The 16,526-nt window shown below is 39.8% G+C and carries 16 protein-coding genes; 11 read left to right on the top strand and 5 right to left on the bottom strand.

The features are described from left to right. Window positions 1–57: 57 nt before the first annotated feature. Window positions 58–909 carry a tetratricopeptide repeat protein gene (locus PJ15_RS04320; protein ID WP_047428318.1) on the bottom strand — a complete coding sequence of 284 codons (852 nt, stop codon included), beginning with the start codon at window positions 907–909 and terminating at the stop codon, window positions 58–60. Between the two features lie 408 nt (window positions 910–1,317). Between PJ15_RS04320 and PJ15_RS04315 the strand changes: the two genes are divergently transcribed. From PJ15_RS04315 to PJ15_RS04310, 3 genes are all read left to right on the top strand, one after another. Further along, entirely contained in the window at window positions 1,318–1,944 is a 627-nt protein-coding gene (locus PJ15_RS04315; RefSeq protein WP_227504681.1) for a tetratricopeptide repeat protein, read from the top strand. After that, window positions 1,931–2,212, top strand: coding sequence for a tetratricopeptide repeat protein (locus tag PJ15_RS18790; RefSeq protein ID WP_227504680.1), 282 nt, complete (start codon window positions 1,931–1,933; stop codon window positions 2,210–2,212). The genes PJ15_RS04315 and PJ15_RS18790 overlap by 14 nt, the downstream gene beginning before the upstream one ends. A gap of 383 nt (window positions 2,213–2,595) precedes the next feature. Continuing rightward, the gene (locus PJ15_RS04310) at window positions 2,596–2,925 is read left to right on the top strand and encodes a hypothetical protein (RefSeq protein ID WP_047428316.1); all 330 of its coding nucleotides are present in this window, start codon (window positions 2,596–2,598) and stop codon (window positions 2,923–2,925) included. An 84-nt stretch (window positions 2,926–3,009) separates the two neighbouring features. Here PJ15_RS04310 and PJ15_RS04305 read toward each other — a convergent pair whose 3' ends face one another. Further along, the gene (locus PJ15_RS04305) at window positions 3,010–3,876 is read right to left on the bottom strand and encodes a tetratricopeptide repeat protein (protein ID WP_047428314.1); all 867 of its coding nucleotides are present in this window, start codon (window positions 3,874–3,876) and stop codon (window positions 3,010–3,012) included. 168 nt (window positions 3,877–4,044) lie between these two features. On the opposite strand from PJ15_RS04305, the gene PJ15_RS04300 reads away from it, so the two are divergent. Both PJ15_RS04300 and PJ15_RS04295 read left to right on the top strand, forming a co-directional pair. Further along, window positions 4,045–4,428, top strand: a complete 384-nt coding sequence (locus PJ15_RS04300; protein WP_047428312.1) for a hypothetical protein — start codon at window positions 4,045–4,047, stop codon at window positions 4,426–4,428. A gap of 167 nt (window positions 4,429–4,595) precedes the next feature. Next, window positions 4,596–5,780, top strand: coding sequence for a porin (locus tag PJ15_RS04295; RefSeq protein WP_047428310.1), 1,185 nt, complete (start codon window positions 4,596–4,598; stop codon window positions 5,778–5,780). A gap of 51 nt (window positions 5,781–5,831) precedes the next feature. On the opposite strand, the gene PJ15_RS04290 is transcribed toward PJ15_RS04295, so the two are convergent. Then, window positions 5,832–6,665 carry a DMT family transporter gene (locus PJ15_RS04290; RefSeq protein WP_047428306.1) on the bottom strand — a complete coding sequence of 278 codons (834 nt, stop codon included), beginning with the start codon at window positions 6,663–6,665 and terminating at the stop codon, window positions 5,832–5,834. 75 nt (window positions 6,666–6,740) lie between these two features. After that, window positions 6,741–7,721, bottom strand: coding sequence for a LysR family transcriptional regulator (locus tag PJ15_RS04285; protein WP_004772837.1), 981 nt, complete (start codon window positions 7,719–7,721; stop codon window positions 6,741–6,743). A 100-nt stretch (window positions 7,722–7,821) separates the two neighbouring features. Between PJ15_RS04285 and PJ15_RS04280 the strand changes: the two genes are divergently transcribed. From PJ15_RS04280 to cntB, 6 genes are all read left to right on the top strand, one after another. Beyond that, complete coding sequence (locus tag PJ15_RS04280) at window positions 7,822–8,934, top strand: tartrate dehydrogenase (RefSeq protein WP_047428303.1); 1,113 nt, start codon at window positions 7,822–7,824, stop codon at window positions 8,932–8,934. Between the two features lie 39 nt (window positions 8,935–8,973). Next, window positions 8,974–10,629 (top strand): BCCT family transporter, encoded by a 1,656-nt coding sequence (locus tag PJ15_RS04275; RefSeq protein WP_171067030.1) that lies wholly within the window; start codon window positions 8,974–8,976, stop codon window positions 10,627–10,629. After that, window positions 10,626–11,579, top strand: a complete 954-nt coding sequence (locus tag PJ15_RS04270) for an alpha/beta hydrolase (protein WP_047428301.1) — start codon at window positions 10,626–10,628, stop codon at window positions 11,577–11,579. The genes PJ15_RS04275 and PJ15_RS04270 overlap by 4 nt, the downstream gene beginning before the upstream one ends. A 64-nt stretch (window positions 11,580–11,643) precedes the next feature. Then, entirely contained in the window at window positions 11,644–12,759 is a 1,116-nt protein-coding gene (gene cntA / locus PJ15_RS04265) for a carnitine monooxygenase subunit alpha (protein ID WP_004772828.1), read from the top strand. 70 nt (window positions 12,760–12,829) lie between these two features. Then, window positions 12,830–14,281 (top strand): NAD-dependent succinate-semialdehyde dehydrogenase, encoded by a 1,452-nt coding sequence (locus PJ15_RS04260; protein ID WP_047428300.1) that lies wholly within the window; start codon window positions 12,830–12,832, stop codon window positions 14,279–14,281. A gap of 104 nt (window positions 14,282–14,385) precedes the next feature. Beyond that, window positions 14,386–15,342 carry a carnitine monooxygenase, reductase subunit CntB gene (gene cntB / locus PJ15_RS04255; RefSeq protein WP_004772825.1) on the top strand — a complete coding sequence of 319 codons (957 nt, stop codon included), beginning with the start codon at window positions 14,386–14,388 and terminating at the stop codon, window positions 15,340–15,342. Between the two features lie 182 nt (window positions 15,343–15,524). Here cntB and pcaU read toward each other — a convergent pair whose 3' ends face one another. Next, the gene (gene pcaU, locus PJ15_RS04250; protein WP_004772824.1) at window positions 15,525–16,349 is read right to left on the bottom strand and encodes an IclR family transcriptional regulator PcaU; all 825 of its coding nucleotides are present in this window, start codon (window positions 16,347–16,349) and stop codon (window positions 15,525–15,527) included. Window positions 16,350–16,526: the final 177 nt, after the last annotated feature.

The following is a 16,526-nucleotide window of genomic DNA, read 5'->3' as shown; positions in this document are numbered from 1 at the left end:
GCTGATAATTTTATTTTAGTCAGCTTTCATCTCAATAATCTTGTTGTTGTTTATATTTTAATTAAAATGGGTTAATTCGTCTTTAGCAAAAGAATTCCCATTTTTTACTGCTTCTTCAAACCAGGTCCTTGAAATAGATAAATTTTTATCGACACCTAATCCATCTTTGTAAATTTTACCTAAATGGTATTGTGCATTACTATCCCCTTGCTTTGCAGCTTCTAAGAACCACTTTCTTGCTTCTGAATAGTCCTGTTTAATATGATCGCCAGTTAAATACATAAGTGCAAGATTGTATTGTGCACTTCTTATGCCTTGTTGGGCTGATTTATTGAACCACTCAAAAGCTTTTAATTTATCTTGAGTTACTCCTCTACCATGTAAAAACATAATCCCCATATTGGCTTGAGCATCTGGATCTCCATGGTTTGCTGCTATTGAATAGTATTCCATAGCTTTTAATTCATTTTTTTCTCCTCCTAGCCCTGTACTATATATATAGCCTAATTTATTAAAAGAAGGGATGTCACCTTGGTTTGCCGCTTTTTTGTACCAAAATTTTGCTTTTTCGTAATCATGTTTAATACTGGGATTACTACTATATAAAAAACCCAAATTATATTGAGCATTAACATTCCCTTGTTTAGCAGAAGATAAATACCATTTTATAGCTTCATTTATATTTGGTTGAATATCTTCATACCCATCAGCATAGATTACACCCATATTATATTGTGATTCAGGATCACCTTTTTCCGCTTTGCTTCTAATATCATCTATGTCAATGTTTGAATTGTTGGAACTATATTGCTGATTATTGGTGTTAGTGTTATATTCGGTTGATTTTGCACAACCCGAATTCAGTACACTAAGTAAACAGATTGTTAAGAAAATTTTTTTAGATAACATATTTTATCTCAAACATAAATAATTTGATAATTTACTATAAAGAGGCTTTTTTTTCCTTATATTGAACGTAAAGTTAACATAAGCAGAGAAATTTAGGTTAAATTACTATTTCAAAACAATTTGCTGGGGTGTTACATGATGAGTTAGGTAAATCTGTCAAAACTCTACGGGTAGATTGATTAGGTTTATAGTTTAGTCATATCAATAAAATTACTTAAAAAATTATCTGCTAGCACATGAGGAAGACTTTTAAGTGTATTTTAGCTGATGTTATAAAGAGATAGGTTAAATCTGCCAATAAATTAATAAACCTCTATAAATACAATTATTTATGTTAATTAATGTTTTAATTGTGTTTGAGTTCTAGTTAAAATTTAGCAGATATCATTTAAAATAAGCGTTATCTTAATGAAGTTAAAATTAATTTTTGTTGTTTTAGTAGTCTTTACATCTGCTTGCAGTAAGGGAAGTAGTCAGACATTAGATTCTCAAGCATCAAAGTCAGGGTTTTCATCTCAAAAAGAGTTAGAAAAAGCTGCTCAAAAAGGTGACTCTAAAGCTTTATTTATACTTGCATCTAGTTATGCAACAAATAGTGATAGTTTTGATGATCAGAAAAAGGCATTTCATTTATTTGAGCAGGCTGCAAATCTTGGTAATGATGAGGCTATGTTGCAGCTTGGTCTTTTATACCAAGATGGATCAAGTTACGTAAAAGAAATTGATAATCAAAAAGCTTTATTGTGGTATAAAAAAGCAGCAGAAAAAAATAATATCGTTGCTTTACATAATATTGGTGTAGCTTACTATGATGGTGTGGGGGTTACTGAGAATAAGAGTAAAGCGTATCAATATCTCCAGAAAGCAGCAAAATTAGGATTTTTACAATCTCAGAAAATTATAGCTTATCAACTATATACTGGTACTGGAGTAAATAAAGATCTAGAGCAGTCTTTTTATTGGTCTATGAAGGCGGCTGAGCAAGGAGATATTAAGTCTCAAAATAATGTGGCTCTTAATTTTGAAAAAAGGTGAAGGGGTTGTAAGAGATCCTATTCAGGCGATGAATTGGTTTTTAAAATCAGCTAATAATGGTAATCCTGAAGCACAATATAATGCTGCTCTTAAATATTATACAGGAAATGGTACTCATCAAGATCTAAGTAAATCTATTGAATATGCAGAAAAATCAGCAATGCATAAAAATAAACCAGCAATACAGCTTCTGGTTGATATTTACTCTGATGTACAAAGTCCAAATTATAATACTGAAAAAGAAAACCACTGGAAGTCTAAGCTCTAATATTATTTATTAAAAAAAGGCGCTTAATATAATGGTGTTTGGTGTTTTAAATATTTTTAACTTGAATGGAGGTTGGTTTTATTGATGAAATAGTTAACTAAGGATTTTAAATTAGAAGCAGAAAAATTACTGCAACTAGATAGTTAGGTAGTTAAAAAAATATTCGGATTTAAAGAGTCGAGATAATATATGAATCGCAGTAGATGATTTTTCTAGTAAATGGGGAATTTTGGGTGAAGAGGGTTATTTGAAGAAAAATAATAAATAATATTTGTTTCTAATAAAACATTAAGAGGATTTGTTTTGATAGTTAACCAACGGATGAGATTATTAATATTCTTGTGCATGATGAAATATCTAATGATGAAGATGTATAAATAGTTATGAAAAATAAATTTTCTGTTTTATTGTTTTTATTATTCTTGATTTTGGGGTGTGGTAGTGTAAATACTAATAAGAGTAATCATAATGATCATATAAATAGTGATATTGCTAAGGTAGGAAATGCATATGAGGAATTAAAGTTGATTGCAGAAAATAGTAATCAAGTTATTCAGATGTTATGGATAAAATATTATGAAGATAGTTTAAATAGTTCTCAAACTACTTATGAAATTTATCAAGAGGGAAAAGTTATTTATGGAGGAGTTTTAGGTTGTAAAGGAATAGCCAAACCTAGTTTTACCAAAAAAATGAAACAGATAATGGCTTAGAAATTTTTATAGAGTATGAACTAGTCGTTGAAGAGAAAATATACTTAGGGCCTAAAAATGAGTAAAATATTCTTATGTTAATTTTTATTCAGTTTTGTTGGGATTACGCTCATACTTACTTTTCCAGAGTAAAAATTCCTTTTCATTTTTTTGCTCTCTATAGGCTATAGCAAGATTGTATTGTGCAGTAGCATTACCATCCTCTGCTATTGGTTTGAGTAAGTTGATAGCTTTTTCTATATCCTTCGATGTACCTTTACCGTTTGCATATAAATTTGCTAACTGAATTGACGCAGCCTCATAGTTTTGTTCAGAAGATTGTGTATACCATTCAAATGCTTTTTTATAGTTTTGTTTTACGCCTTTACCGTAGTAATAGGCTTGTCCAAGATTAAATTGACCTGAGGCGTTGCCGTGCTCAGCTGCTATTTTAAATTTTCCAAGTGCTTTGGTTGAGTCTTGAGGAAAAATAATACCATTTATATGATATATACCAATATAATTAACTGCTTCATAGGACCCCAGTTGAGCTGCCTTTTCAAAAAGGGTTAATGCTTTTTGATAGTCATCTTCATTTTTTGCTTTATTAAACGCTATTAAGCCTAAGTTATGTATTGATGGGGCATGGTTTTGTTTGGCTGCTAATGTATACCAATGAATAGCTTTTTCATCATTAGTTTCACCATTAAATCCATATTGGTAACTTGCACCAACATCATTCTGAGCAACTGGATTCCCTTGTTTAGCAAGCTCTAATAGAATCGGAAATGCTTTATTATATTGATCATTGTTGATGAAATCTTCTGCTTGTTTAAGCTTTTTATTGGTTTCTTGATCATAGATATACACGTTTTCTACATCTGAATTGTTTGTGTTTGAGGTGGAATTTTGTTGGGGATTGCCACATGAGATCAAGAAGATAAGTGATGTGAGAACTAAAATATTTTTCATTTAAATCTAAGCTGTTATTGAAATTTAAATGAGCTTATTTTAATGTTAGTTCCTTGTTTTAACAATAATTAATAGGTGTGATTTAATTATTTTTACAATTAATACTATTTTAGACTTTATGGTCTTTTATTTTTAACATAACGGGATTGTATTTTTATGAGTATTTCTATGTTAATTAAAGACTTGTTAGTAATTTATTTATTATTGTCGGTTGTGGTGTGGGCTATATTTCACCAATTGGCAGCAAGATATGTGAATCGAAATGAAGCTTTGAAAAGTATATTTTATGGTGGCTTGTATAAAAGTAAATCAATGGATGTGGCTAATATTGAAGCAGTGATTTTAGGTGTTATTTTTATTAATACAATTTTCTTATTTTCTGAGAAGAGCTTAAAAAGATTTCTGAAAAAAAGAAAACTATTCTATGGCTTAGATTTGAACTCGGCTAAGAGCGTAGTAGAGCAGCATAAAAAGTTATGGTTTTATATTCAGTTATCTGTTTTTTTTGGTTTTACGATAGTTATAAGCTCAGTTATGCTCTTTTGGCTTTAATTCAATTATTAATGACTTTATCTATCTAGAAAGGATATTCCATACTTGTCTGAGCTTAATCCTGTTCCATTAAACACACTCTGTAAAGACCGACTTTATAGTTTAACCATTGTTTGTGAGCATGAATTTCTTCATTTTCATATAAGGTTAAACAAGGACGTACAACAATGAAAAAAGCACTGCTTCTCTTAGGTTCAATGGGTGTCTTGGCAAATATGCCTGTCTTGGCAGCCGATTTAAGTATCGGTGACCCGAAAACACAATCTGGTGAACTGAAACTTACAGGTGCAATCCGTACCCGTTATATTCATAAAGATTATGTTGTTGAGGCCAATGAAGGTTCCAAGAACGATGACTGGCGACTAGCGGATATCAAAGCGGTATTGAGTTATGAAAATCCAAATTGGATTGCCTCAATGGATTTGCGTTGCTATCAGTATGATCGCTTATGTGATGCTTTATTTCTAAAAGATGCTTGGGCAGGCTATAAATTTTCAGATCAGCAACGCGTGACAGTCGGTTTGCAATCGGTTGATTTTGGCTTTGGACGACTGTGGGGCAATAGCTATTATGAAACTTTGCTCAATACCGTTGGACTGGAAGATATTCAAAACCTTGGAGTGAAGTACCAGTTTAAGGACAACTTATATAATTTCATTCTCGGTTTTTATCCAACAGATGGTGGAAATTATAAAGGAACATCCAAGGATTCCAGTCGTTATAGTGGTAACTTTGTTCGAGCTGATGATTTGACTCAAGGCACCGATATTGATGAAAAGAATATGTGGGTGACGCGCTTATCTAGAAAATTTGATATCGATCAATCGCAGAATTTCTCGACGGAAATTGGCGGCTCTTACTGGTATTCGGAACTGGAAAATAATCGCACCAATCGAGATGGACATCGTAGTACCTGGAGTGTCTTTAGCACCACCAATTATCAGGCATGGCAATGGTTGTTCTTGGCAGGCGAGCAGGACGTTAAAAATGCAGATGATCTTTTACCGAAAAGTTCGACGATTGGGGCATTTGATTATCCCTATCAGGTGGCCAATAAAGGCAAATATATGGCCAATGAAATTAATTACACCTTTGCCAAGCCATTCCATCAGTTAGAAAATATTAAACCTTACGTATCTTATAGCCGTTTTTATAAAGATGAATCAGGCTATCAAGATTCGGATCGCTTAATCGCAGGTCTGTATTTTAACTATAAAAAAATTGGCATACAGGGCGAATATATCTGGAGTCGCAATGACCCGATGACGGGCAGTGGTGCAGATGGCCTTGCTCAAGGTGACAGCAATCAATGGAATAAATTGTTCTATTTATCGCTGGGTTATTATTTCTAAATTCGATATCGAAAATAAGCCAGTCTATTCGTCATGGACTGGCTTTTTTATTTAGGCGATTCTTAGGATCAAAGCGCCAATTAAAATGAGACATGAGGACATAATTCGTACTGCATTGATGCGTTCTTTCAGAATAAAAATCGAGATTAGTGTGGCAAATAAAATTGAGGTTTCACGTAATGCCGCGATAACGGCAACGGGTGCAAAGGTCATCGCCCACAGTGCTAATCCATAAGAAAAAAATGAACCAATGCCACCGATTAAGCCTAAATGCCAATTCAGGCGGAAATATGCACCCATCTGGCGATATTGCATTCTCAAGGCAAACATAAAAAAGATCAGACCTGAAAGTACGAAGCTCCATAAGATATAAGCAATGGGTGAGCCAGACAGGCGAATCCCATGACCATCCAGCAACGTATAACCTGCAATCAGCACTGCATTCAGTAGGGCCAGACCAATGCCTTTACGTCCAGTTTTTGGGGCTGCCAAGATCATGGATAAGATACCGACGGAGATGGTGATAATGCCAATCCACGTATTAAATTCCAGTTGCTCATGCAGCAAAAATGTACCGAATACTGCCACAATGAGGGGTGCAGTGCCGCGCATTAGTGGATAGGTCAGGCCCATATCTGCGACGCGATAGATTTTGGCAACCAGTCCAAAATACAGAATTTGTATTGCCGTTGAAGCCAGAATATAAGGCCAGCTATCACTGTGTGGTATTGGAAAAAAGGGTAACAGGATCGCGGCTAAAATTGCTGCTGAGGCAGTGACCAGTACCGTGGTTAAAAACTTATTTGTCCCTGCTTTTACAATGGCATTCCAAGTGGCGTGGCATGCTGCTGCAATTAAAATAAGGACAAATATTGCCGTGCTCATAGGCTGCCTGCTGATTCATGATCTCGCTAATGTGCATGATATTGCTGAAAAAAGAAAGCACGCAGCTTATCGCGATTATAGAAATACTTTTTCAGTATTTGGATTGATTGGCTCAACTGGCTGAATCAGCTTTCCTCGCGTCAGATTCTGGATATGTTGTAAACGGTTAATCAGTTCATTTTGAATAAACAGAATACAGGTCTGTAATTTTGACGAGCTTTTTAAACGCGAAGGATAGACCGCCCAGACATCGGCATCTTGCCAGTATTCAGGCAAAATGTGCTGCAATTCACCGCTAATCAATTCATCTGCCACGTCCCAGATCGAACGTAAGATAATGCCATGTCCTTCAATGGCCAACTGGTGAATAATCTCGCCATTATTGGAAATGAAGCGCGGTGTGACATGGACGGACATATCTTCCGAGGTATGACGCAATTTCCATAAGACTGAGGACTGATCACGTTCACTAATGGTCAGGCAATCGTGGCTGCGTAAATCTTCCAGATTTTCAGGCATCCCATGTTTCAGCAAATAACTTGGTGCTGCACAAAAAATCCGAAAATTTGAAACCAGTTTTTTGGCAATCATATTCGGGGCAATATCATTACCAATTCGAATATCCAAATCAATGCTGTGCTGAATCAGGTCTTTGGTGTTGTCGATAGTGTCGAACTGGATCTCAAGTTTTGGATACATGGTCAACAGTTTAGACAGAATCGGCGCAACATGTTTTCGGCCAAAACCAAAGCTGCTGACAATGTCGAGATGACCCGTTGGCGTGCTTAAGGGGTTATTGACCAGCTCACTGATTTCATCGAATTCATCCAGAATATTGGAGACCCGATCCAGAATCAGTTTGCCATCCTCGGTCAAACTGACATGACGGGTACTACGATGGAACAATTTGCAGTTCAGGTTGGTTTCTAAAATATTGATGCGTTTACTGATAAATGCAGGTGAAACGCCCAGCTCCTCAGCTGAATCGACAAAACTCTTGCGTTTGGCGACTGTACAAAAAACCTTTAAATCCGATAGGTTAGGTAGATTATTCACGATCCGTGTCCATTGGGGTGATAGTTTTCTTATTGATCATTGTTGCCGAAAACAGCATGTTTACAGCTCAGGATATTAACCAAAGGTGTAAGGGAGCGTTATGGCAAAAAAGTATAAAGTTGCCACGATTGCGGGCGATGGAATTGGCTTAGAAGTTCTACCAGAAGGCATCAAGGTTGTAAAGGCAGCGGCAGACAAATATGGCATTCAACTTCAAATGGATAGCTTTGATTGGGCCAGCTGTGATTACTACCTAGAACACGGCAAAATGATGCCGGATAACTGGTTTGAAGTGCTGCAGGAATATGACGCAATTTTCTTTGGTGCGGTAGGTTGGCCTGAAAAAGTGCCTGATCATATTTCACTGTGGGGATCATTGCTCCAGTTCCGTCGTCGTTTTGACCAGTATGTAAACTTACGTCCAGTACGGTTAATGCCGGGGGTGAAATGTCCACTGGCTGGCAAGCAACCGGGGGATATCGATTTTTATGTGGTTCGTGAAAATAGTGAAGGTGAGTACTCTGCGATTGGTGGTAAAGCCTTTGAAGGCACAGATCGTGAGTTTGTCTTGCAAGAAGCAGTTTTTACCCGTCATGGTGTCAATCGCATTTTGAAATATGCATTTGAATTTGCAGATCAGCGTGAGGCGAAAAAAATCACGGCTGCAACCAAGTCTAACGGGATTGCGGTGAGCATGCCGTACTGGGACGAACGTGTCGATGAAATGGCAAAACGTTATCCGCAAATCAAGGCAGATAAACAGCATGTCGATATTTTAGCGGCACGGTTTGTATTGCAACCTGAGCGTTTTGATGTGGTGGTGGCATCGAATTTATTTGGTGACATTTTATCGGATTTGGGACCTGCCTGTACGGGCACGATTGGTTTGGCGGCTTCGGCAAACTTAAACCCCGAACGTAAGTTTCCATCCTTGTTTGAACCTGTACATGGATCAGCGCCTGATATTTATGGACAACAAATTGCCAATCCGATTGCTGCAATTTGGTCGGGTGCGATGATGCTGGATTTCTTGGCAGACGGTGATGAACAGGTCATTCAGGCTGGACAGGAAATCATGCAGGCGATTGAGTATATTTTGGTGCATGGCCCTAAAACGCCAGATGTCGGTGGAACTGCAAAAACCTATGAAGTGGGCGATGCAATAGCATCCTGTGTGACTGAGCAAAAAATGGATTTATTCGCGATGGAGTAAGTACCCCTTAGGGAATAGTCACTATCCGAGATGGATTGAATAGATATGGATAATCAAATTACAAAACCTTATACAGATAAGACGCTTGCGATCACCAGTCTTGCCGTTGTGTTTACATCGGTGGCTGGTCTAGCAATTTACTCATCTGAATCGATACAACTGGCTGCAAAATGGATGCAGTGGACTACGTCGGTATTTACCACGCCAGTCCTTTTATTTGCTTTTTTATCAATTATTTTTACCTTCGGTTTGGCTTTTAGTAAATACGGCAAAATCAAGCTCGGTGAAGGCAAGCCCCAATACAGTACCATGTCATGGATTTTCATGTTCATTCTATCTGGGATTGGGTCTTCCACCTTGTACTGGGGCTTTTTGGACTGGGCTTATTATTACCAAACGCCAGGTTTAAATTTAGCACCTGAATCGGCAGCAGCGCTGAAATACAGCGTGGCTTATTCCTTCTTTCACTCGGGTTTGAGTGCATGGTCGATCTATGCTTTGGCGTCGATTTCACTGTGCTACAGCTATCATGTCAGAAAGAATAAAGGCTTGAGCTTGGCATCCGTGATTGAAGCGGTGACAGGTTTTAAAGCAACGGGTCCAGTTGGTCGTGTGGTTGATCTGATGTTCTTGTTGTGTATGTTTGGTGCCTTGACCATTTCACTGGTACTGACGGCTGTGACCTTTACCAACATTCTGTCGCAACTGACTGGTATTCCAAATACCTTCATGACCAAAGTCATCATTATTTTAGCGGTATCCATTTTATTTGCGCTGAGCTCTTATGTGGGTATGGATAAGGGGATGCAACGCTTAAGTCATATGGTGTGTTTGGGGGTGGTGCTGTTCGCGATCTATGTGCTGTGCTTTGGCCCAACCCAATTCATTATGAATAATTCGTTGATGAGCTTTGGCCTCATGGCGACCAACTTTGTGGATATGAGTCTGTTTACTGACCCGATGGGCGATGGAAAATTCACTCGTGAATGGACTGTGTTCTATTGGTTATGGTGGATTTCTTATGCACCTGGTGTGGCCTTATTTGTGACTCGTGTATCCAAAGGACGCACTATTAAAGAAGTGATTCTTGCCATGGTCATCGGCGGTAGCGTTGGTTTATGGTTCATCTTCGGTGTATTTGAGAACTACAGTGTCTATAGCTTTATTCACGGTATGGTCAATGTCCCGCAAGTCTTGAGTCAGCAAGGCGGTGAAGTGGCGATCGGTCAACTGCTCGGTTTACTACCAGCAGGCAAGCTGATGATGTGGTTGTTCCTTGGCATTATGGTGATTTTCCTTGCAGCACATATGGATGCGGTCGGTTATGCCGTCTCTGCAACCTGTACTCGCGGTTTGCGTGAAGGGCAGGATCCGTCTCCAAATGCGCGTTTATTCTGGTGTGTGATGTTAACTCTAGTGCCAATTGCGATGATTTTCTCGAAGGCGCCGTTAGACACCATGAAAACTGCGACCATTGTGACTGCCTTGCCGTTTATTGTGATTATTCTGGTGCAGACCTATGGGCTGGTGAAGTGGCTGATTGAGGATTATTCCAAGGTGCCATCGCATTTGATCGAGCAGAATAGCTTTAATGACTTGGAAGCGCTTGAGCATACGGATTCAAATCAACAAATGCAGATTGATATCGCGGCAACAGCAGTTGCACATAAAAGTAGTCAAAAGGAATTGTCATGACACAGCAACCGAATACGCGCTATGAGTTAAGCGAAGAAATGCAAAGTCTGGTGTATTGGAGCAGCATTTATTCAGCAGCGGATAATGATATTGATTCAATTCGTGCAGCCTACGATGCCATGTGCCTGCATTACACCTTACCACGCGATGGTGCGGTCAATATTCAAGATAAAACCGTTGCGCATACCACTCATCCCGTCAATGTTCGGTTGTATTCACCACTGGGCGAGGCCCCTCAAGCGGGTTGGCCTTGTATTCTGTTTCTCCATGGGGGTGGCTGGATGCTGGGCAATCTGGATTCGCATGAATTTATCACCCGATATTTATGTCGTGATCTGAATGTTGCAGTACTGAGTGTCGATTATCGTTTAGTGCCAGAACATCATTTTCCAGCCGCTTATGAAGATTGTGAAACGGTTTATCAGTGGCTACGCGGGCATGGCGCAGACTGGAACATTAACCCGGCACAGATTGCGTTAGCAGGTGACAGTGCAGGCGGTAATTTAGCTGCGGCACTGGCGGTTCAGCTACAGCATACAGGTAATCAGGCCTGTGGTTTGGCCTTGATTTATCCTTGTTTGAGCAGCAGTTTTGATACAGCGTCTTGCCAGCAGCATGCACATGCGCCGTTACTGACGCTCGAGGAAATGCATTATTACTTGAAGGAATATGCACCGAATGAAAGTGATTGGGAAGATACACGTTTAGCGCCACTGAATGCACAGGATTTTTCTGACATGCCGCGCAGTTTTGTTGCGGTTGCAGAATACGATCCACTGAGTGACGACGGACGTATTTTTGTGGACAAGTTAAAACAAGCCAATATTGCCGCCGAGTTTTATCTCGGCAAAGGATTACTGCATGGCAGTTTACGTTTAGTACGTGATTGTCCTGTGGTGCAGGATTTATATCAGCACATGCTGAGTTCGTTAAAGCAAATGTTCAAGTGATTTGAACATCAGCCAATTTTGATAAAACGGTCGTTAGGACAAAAGAGTTTAATGGAGTAAAACCATGAATGCAGTTGAAAAATTACCAGAAGATTTCTGTTCAAACCCAAATGTGGCGTGGACATTTCCAAAAGTGTTCTATACCTCATCTCAGGTATTTGAGCGTGAAAAAGAAGAAATTTTTGCGAAAAGCTGGATTTGCGTGGCACATGGCAGTGAAGTTGCCCAAGCCAATGACTATATTACCCGTAAGGTGATTGGTGAAAATATTATCGTGATTCGTGGCAAAGACAGCGTATTACGTGCATTTTATAATGTCTGCCCGCATCGTGGTCATGAGTTGTTAAGTGGCAGTGGCAAAGCGAAAAATGTGATTACCTGTCCGTATCATGCATGGACATTTAAGCTGGATGGTAGTTTGGCATTGGCGCGTAACTGTGATCATGTTGAGTCTTTCGACAAGCAAAACTCAAGCATGGTGCCGTTAAAAGTTGAAGAATATGGTGGTTTTGTCTTTATCAATATGGATGAAAATGCCACTTGTGTTGAAGATCAATTGCCTGAATTTGCACAGAAACTCAATGAAGCTTGTGCTGTGATCAAAGACTTGAAACTGGCTGCGCGTTTCGTAACGGAAACGCCTGCAAACTGGAAAGTGATCGTGGATAACTATTTAGAATGTTATCACTGTGGTCCAGCGCATCCTGGTTTTGCAGACTCGGTACAGGTGGATAAATACTGGCACACCACCCATCAAAATTGGACGCTGCAATATGGTTATGCACGTTCTTCAGAGAAGTCCTTCAAGCTTGATCCATCAGTCAAAGACCCGACTTTTAGCGGTTTCTGGACATGGCCGTGCACCATGTTTAACGTGCCACCCGGTGCAAATTTCATGACTGTGATCTATGAATTCCCGATGGATGCGGAAACCACTTTGCAGCACTACGATATTTTCTTTACCAATGAAGAGTTGACCCAAGATCAGAAAGATTTGATCGAATGGTATCGCAATGTCTTCCGTCCAGAAGACCTTGAACTGGTTGAAAGTGTACAACGTGGCTTGAAATCACGGGGTTATCGCGGTCAGGGCCGTATCATGACCGATAAGCAACGTTCAGGCATCAGTGAGCATGGTATTGCTTATTTCCAGAATCTTGTTGCGCAGTATCACAAATAATTTTGTATCAGGCTCATTAAGGGTACGGTGGAAAAAGCCGTACCTTGCTTTCAATTGATAGGATGATGACATGTCAAGTTTGCAAGGAAGTCAATTATTTCAACAACACGGATTGATTAATGGCCAGTGGGTTAATGCGCAATCTAGTGCCACTATTCCTGTGACCAATCCAGCCACGGGTGAAGAAATTGGCTTGATTCCGAATATGGGTGCTGCGGAAGCTACTGAAGCGGTTGAAGTGGCGTATCAGGCTTTAGCAGCATGGAAAGGATTAACGGCACAAAAACGTGCAGATCTGTTATTGGCTTGGCATCAACTGGTTTTGAGTCACGCTGATGAACTGGCACGGATCATGACCATTGAGCAGGGGAAACCTTTAGCTGAAGCATTGGGTGAAGTGAAATATGCGGCTTCATTTATTCAATGGTTTGCGGAAGAAGGCAAACGCGTTTATGGCGATGTGATTCCGACCACCAATAGCCAACAGCGTTTTATTGTGACCAAAGAACCTGTTGGCGTGGTTGCGGCGATTACGCCGTGGAATTTCCCGATTGCCATGATTACCCGTAAAGCGGCGCCTGCTTTGGCGGCGGGTTGTACCATCGTGATCAAACCTGCCAATGAAACTCCATATTGTGCGCTTGCGATTGCCAAGCTGGCTGAAATGGCAGGCATTCCAGCAGGTGTTATTAATGTGGTTACAGGTAAATCGCAAGAAATTGGTTCGGTATTTACCAGCCATGAAAAAGTCAAAAAACTGACTTTTACAGGTTCTACGCCTGTCGGTCGTTTATTGATGCAGCAATGTTCAGATACCATCAAAAAACTGGCACTTGAACTGGGTGGCAATGCACCACTGATCGTGTTTGATGATGCTGATTTGGATAAAGCAGTTCAAGGCGCAATCTTTGCCAAGTTCCGTAATGCAGGGCAAACCTGTGTCTGTGCCAATCGAATTTATGTACATGACAAAATTTATCAGGCATTTACCGAGAAGTTTGTACAAGAAGTACAGAAATTCAAAATTGGTAATGGTTTGGAACAGAATGTACAGATTGGCCCGTTAATCAATGAAAAGGCTGTGCTTAAAGCCCAACAGTTAATTGATGATGCCTGTAGCAAAGGTGCCCAAGTGGCGTGCGGTGGCAAACAACATGCACTTGGACAAACCTTCTTTGAACCGACCGTGTTAACCGACGTATCGCGAGATATGGACATTGTTCAGGAAGAAATCTTTGGCCCAGTCGCGCCTTTAATTCGCTTTACAGATGAAGCCGATGTGGTCGCACAAGCCAATGATACGATTTTTGGTTTGGCTGCCTATGTGTATAGCGAAAACATTTCACGGATCTGGCGTGTTGCTGAACAGCTGGAATATGGCATGGTCGGGATGAATTCAACCGCTATCTCCAATGAAGTCGTGCCATTTGGTGGCGTTAAACAATCTGGTGTGGGGCGTGAAGGTTCTAAATACGGTTTAGAAGAGTTCATGACCATTAAATATATGTGTTTAGGATTATAGCAACAATGCCTGTTGGGACTCTCTTCATCGAGGGTCAACAGGCAATATGCAGTTAAAATTAGAAAATGCTTAGATGAGCAGTATGCGGTAAAGAGGATTTAGACATGGCTAGTCATTATGAAATGTTCCCATCAGTGGTCACTCGTGTAGAGCAACTGACCCCATTGATTAAACGGTTCACATTTAAACGTCAGGACGGACAAAATTTTCCTCAGTTTAATGGTGGCAGTCATATCATTGTCAAAATGAATGATCAACTGTCCAATGCCTATTCACTGATGAGTTGTGCTCAAGATCTTTCGACTTACCAAGTCTGTGTACGTAAGGATGTCGAAGGTAAAGGCGGCTCCGTTTATATGCATGATCAGTGCAATGAAGGCTGTGAAATTCTGATTTCTGAACCAAAGAATTTATTTCCGTTGGCGGAAGAAGGTGAGAAACATATTTTAATTGCAGGTGGTATCGGGATTACGCCGTTTGTACCGCAAATGGATGAGCTGGCAGCGCGTGGTGCAGACTTTGAATTGCATTATGCCTACCGTTCGCCAGAACATGCTGCATTGTTAGAAGAACTCAAGCAAAAGCATGGTGAACATATTGTTAGCTATATTGATTCAGATGGAAAATATCTTGATCTCGATCAATTGATTGGGTCTCAACCTAAAGGTACGCACGTCTATGTGTGTGGTCCGAAACCGATGATTGATGCAGTGATTGATCGTTGTAATTACCATCGTTACCGCGATGAATATATTCACTGGGAGCAATTTGCATCTACCGTACCAGAGGAAGGTGAAGCATTTACGGTTGTTCTGGCGAAATCGAATCAGGAAGTGGAAGTTCAAGGGAACCAGACGATCTTGCAGGCGATTGAACTCCTCAACATTGATGTGGAATGTTTATGTCGTGAAGGTGTGTGTGGGACTTGTGAAACCATGATTCTGGAAGGTGAGGCAGAGCATTTCGATCAGTATCTGAGTGATGATGAAAAAGCATCACAGCAGTCCATGATGATCTGCGTGTCACGTGCCAAAGGCAAGAAATTGGTACTTGATCTGTAAGCTGTCTGACTGATTGCCTCAGCGTGTTTTTTAGCCACTCAAATCAATGTAGATGTGAAAGGTTTAAAATTAATATTCATTTAAGCTGGGGCAATTAATTTAAAAGGACGGAAATAACCGTATACACAGTACACCTTTCGCCACATTCCAGATGTGGCATTTTTTTGCCTTAAGATTTTGAATTAAATCACTTGTCGTAAATCACGCGCCGTTTCCTGTAATAACGGCAGAATATGGGTAATTAAATAGTCTTTGGTGGTGCGCATGGTCGGGGACACAATATTCAGTGCCGCGACTACGCTGGCATTGGAATCATAAATGGGTACAGCAACTGCATGTACGCCCAACTCATGTTCTTCACAAGAATAACACCAATCTTGTTCCTTGATTTCGTGGAGTAAATCCAGAAACTCTTCACTATCGGTATGGGTGTATTTGGTCAAACGTTTTAATGGATATTTTTCTAACCAGCGTTTTTGTTGTTCGGGCGTTAAATGTGCCAGTAAAATCTTGCCAGCCGAAGTGGCGTGGGCGGGGAGACGATTACCCAAATGCAAGCCATAAGGATTGACCCGATCAGTTTGTTGATGGGCGGCACTACGGGCAATGGTAATTGCTTCGTAGCTATCTAGCACCATGACTGAATAAATCAGTGAAGTCTGATTGGTTAAGAGATTCAGTAAAGGTTGACAGATTTTCGGGAGAGAGGAGCCATCGAGATAAGCTCCTGAGAATTTTAAAATTTTTGGAGATAAATAATAATAATGACCATCAAAATCTAAATAGCCTAAGTATTCTAGCGTCAGTAGGTGACGTCGAGCCGCAGCACGGGTCATTCCTGTTTTTTCAGCCGCCGTACTCATATTCAGGCGGTGGCGTTCAGGCCCAAAACATTCCAGAATGGACAGACCTTTGGCAATCCCCGCAATAAAATCCTCATGGCGAATGGTTTTTTTATTTTCACTATGATGAATGAGTCGCGGACTTTTATCTTGATCATTTTCCATTGTTTAGATTATCCATTTCAAATCCTTTGACGAAGAATTATTCTAATCCAATCACGACTAATTTACTTGGATAATGTTCGATGATCGAACATAAAAAATAATAATCGAACAAAAACCATTTTAAAGCGTAGAAGTCAGCGCAGAATTTATCAAGAATAAATAGAAGAAATCCGAACA

Source organism: Acinetobacter sp. neg1, assembly GCF_000788125.1.
GTDB lineage: Bacteria > Pseudomonadota > Gammaproteobacteria > Pseudomonadales > Moraxellaceae > Acinetobacter > Acinetobacter vivianii.
Note: the sequence above shows the minus strand (reverse complement) of the source record. Positions and strands in the feature narration are given on the sequence as shown.

What these genes read in the sequence shown, in the direction of transcription:
- PJ15_RS04320 (WP_047428318.1), bottom strand. Translation starts at nt 909, where the DNA reads ATGTTATCTAAAAAAATTTTCTTAACAATCTGTTTACTTAGTGTACTG.
- cntB (WP_004772825.1), top strand. Translation starts at nt 14,386, where the DNA reads ATGGCTAGTCATTATGAAATGTTCCCATCAGTGGTCACTCGTGTAGAG.
- PJ15_RS04290 (WP_047428306.1), bottom strand. Translation starts at nt 6,665, where the DNA reads ATGAGCACGGCAATATTTGTCCTTATTTTAATTGCAGCAGCATGCCAC.
- PJ15_RS04270 (WP_047428301.1), top strand. Translation starts at nt 10,626, where the DNA reads ATGACACAGCAACCGAATACGCGCTATGAGTTAAGCGAAGAAATGCAA.
- PJ15_RS04260 (WP_047428300.1), top strand. Translation starts at nt 12,830, where the DNA reads ATGTCAAGTTTGCAAGGAAGTCAATTATTTCAACAACACGGATTGATT.
- PJ15_RS04310 (WP_047428316.1), top strand. Translation starts at nt 2,596, where the DNA reads ATGAAAAATAAATTTTCTGTTTTATTGTTTTTATTATTCTTGATTTTG.
- PJ15_RS04295 (WP_047428310.1), top strand. Translation starts at nt 4,596, where the DNA reads ATGAAAAAAGCACTGCTTCTCTTAGGTTCAATGGGTGTCTTGGCAAAT.
- PJ15_RS04305 (WP_047428314.1), bottom strand. Translation starts at nt 3,876, where the DNA reads ATGAAAAATATTTTAGTTCTCACATCACTTATCTTCTTGATCTCATGT.
- cntA (WP_004772828.1), top strand. Translation starts at nt 11,644, where the DNA reads ATGAATGCAGTTGAAAAATTACCAGAAGATTTCTGTTCAAACCCAAAT.
- PJ15_RS04280 (WP_047428303.1), top strand. Translation starts at nt 7,822, where the DNA reads ATGGCAAAAAAGTATAAAGTTGCCACGATTGCGGGCGATGGAATTGGC.
- PJ15_RS04300 (WP_047428312.1), top strand. Translation starts at nt 4,045, where the DNA reads ATGTTAATTAAAGACTTGTTAGTAATTTATTTATTATTGTCGGTTGTG.
- pcaU (WP_004772824.1), bottom strand. Translation starts at nt 16,349, where the DNA reads ATGGAAAATGATCAAGATAAAAGTCCGCGACTCATTCATCATAGTGAA.
- PJ15_RS04315 (WP_227504681.1), top strand. Translation starts at nt 1,318, where the DNA reads ATGAAGTTAAAATTAATTTTTGTTGTTTTAGTAGTCTTTACATCTGCT.